The sequence below is a fragment of the Limnohabitans sp. 2KL-17 genome (assembly GCF_003063415.1).
Taxonomy (GTDB): Bacteria; Pseudomonadota; Gammaproteobacteria; order Burkholderiales; family Burkholderiaceae_C; genus Limnohabitans_A.
Window position 1 is genome coordinate 1 of record NZ_NESK01000074.1, and the last position, 1,384, is coordinate 1,384.

Annotated in this window: 1 protein-coding gene; it reads right to left on the reverse strand. The window is 63.2% G+C overall.

Annotated features, from left to right (window positions below):
* Positions 1–1,384: hypothetical protein (locus B9Z45_RS17110; RefSeq protein ID WP_199221937.1), on the reverse strand; the 1,384-nt coding region annotated here is incomplete at both ends.

Consider the following 1,384-nt stretch of genomic DNA (forward strand, 5'->3'; position numbering starts at 1 on the left):
GGCCTCTAGGGCAGCAGCCTTCTCTGCTGTGGTGCCGCTGGCGTTGGCCGCAGTCAGTGCAGTTTGGGCAGCAACCAGCGCTTTGGCGGCAGCAACTTCATCGGCCGCTTTGGCAGCAATCTCTTCAGCCGTCGCTTTGTCCGCCGCCGCTTTGTCTTGCACCGCTTTGGCCGCCGCGTCCGCTTCAGCTGTGGCTTTGGCGGCTGCTAGTTTGGCCGCATCGAGCACGGCTTGGGCAGCAGTTTTCTCTGCTGTGGTGCCGCTGGCGTTGGCCGCAGTCAGTGCAGTTTGGGCAGCAACCAGCGCTTTGGCGGCAGCAACTTCATCGGCCGCTTTGGCAGCAATCTCTTCAGCCGCCGCTTTGTCCGCCGCCGCTTTGTCTTGCACCGCTTTGGCCGCCGCGTCCGCTTCAGCTGTGGCTTTGGCGGCTGCTAGTTTGGCCGCATTGAAGGCCTCTAGGGCAGTATCTTTCTCTGCTGTGGTGCCGCTGGCGTTGGCCGCAGTCAGTGCAGTTTGGGCAGCAACCAGCGCTTTGGCGGCAGCAACTTCATCGGCCGCTTTGGCAGCAATCTCTTCAGCCGTCGCTTTGTCCGCCGCCGCTTTGTCTTGCACCGCTTTGGCCGCCGCGTCCGCTTCAGCTGTGGCTTTGGCGGCTGCTAGTTTGGCCGCATCGAGCACGGCTTGGGCAGCAGTTTTCTCTGCTGTGGTGCCGCTGGCGTTGGCCGCAGTGAGTGCAGTTTGGGCAGCAACCAGCGCTTTGGCAGCAGCAACTTCATCGGCCGCTTTGGCAGCAATCTCTTCACCGGCCGCTTTGTCCGCCGCCGCTTTGTCTTGCACCGCTTTGCTAGCCGCGTCCGCTTCAGCTGTGGCTTTGGCGGCCGCTAGTTTGGCCGCATTGAAGGCCTCTAGGGCAGCAGCCTTCTCTGCTGCGGTGCCGCTGGCGTTGGCCGCAGTCAGTGCAGTTTGGGCAGCAACCAGCGCTTTGGCGGCAGCAACTTCATCGGCCGCTTTGGCAGCAATCTCTTCACCGGCCGCTTTGTCCGCCGCCGCTTTGTCTTGCACCGCTTTGCTAGCCGCGTCCGCTTCAGCTGTGGCTTTGGCGGCTGCTAGTTTGGCCGCATCGAGCACGGCTTGGGCAGCAGTTTTCTCTGCTGTGGTGCCGCTGGCGTTGGCCGCAGTCAGTGCAGTTTGGGCAGCAACCAGCGCTTTGGCGGCAGCAACTTCATCGGCCGCTTTGGCAGCAATCTCTTCAGCCGCCGCTTTGTCCGCCGCCGCTTTGTCTTGCACCGCTTTGGCCGCCGCGTCCGCTTCAGCTGTGGCTTTGGCGGCTGCTAGTTTGGCCGCATCGAGCACGGCTTGGGCAGCAGCCTTCTCTGCTGTGGTG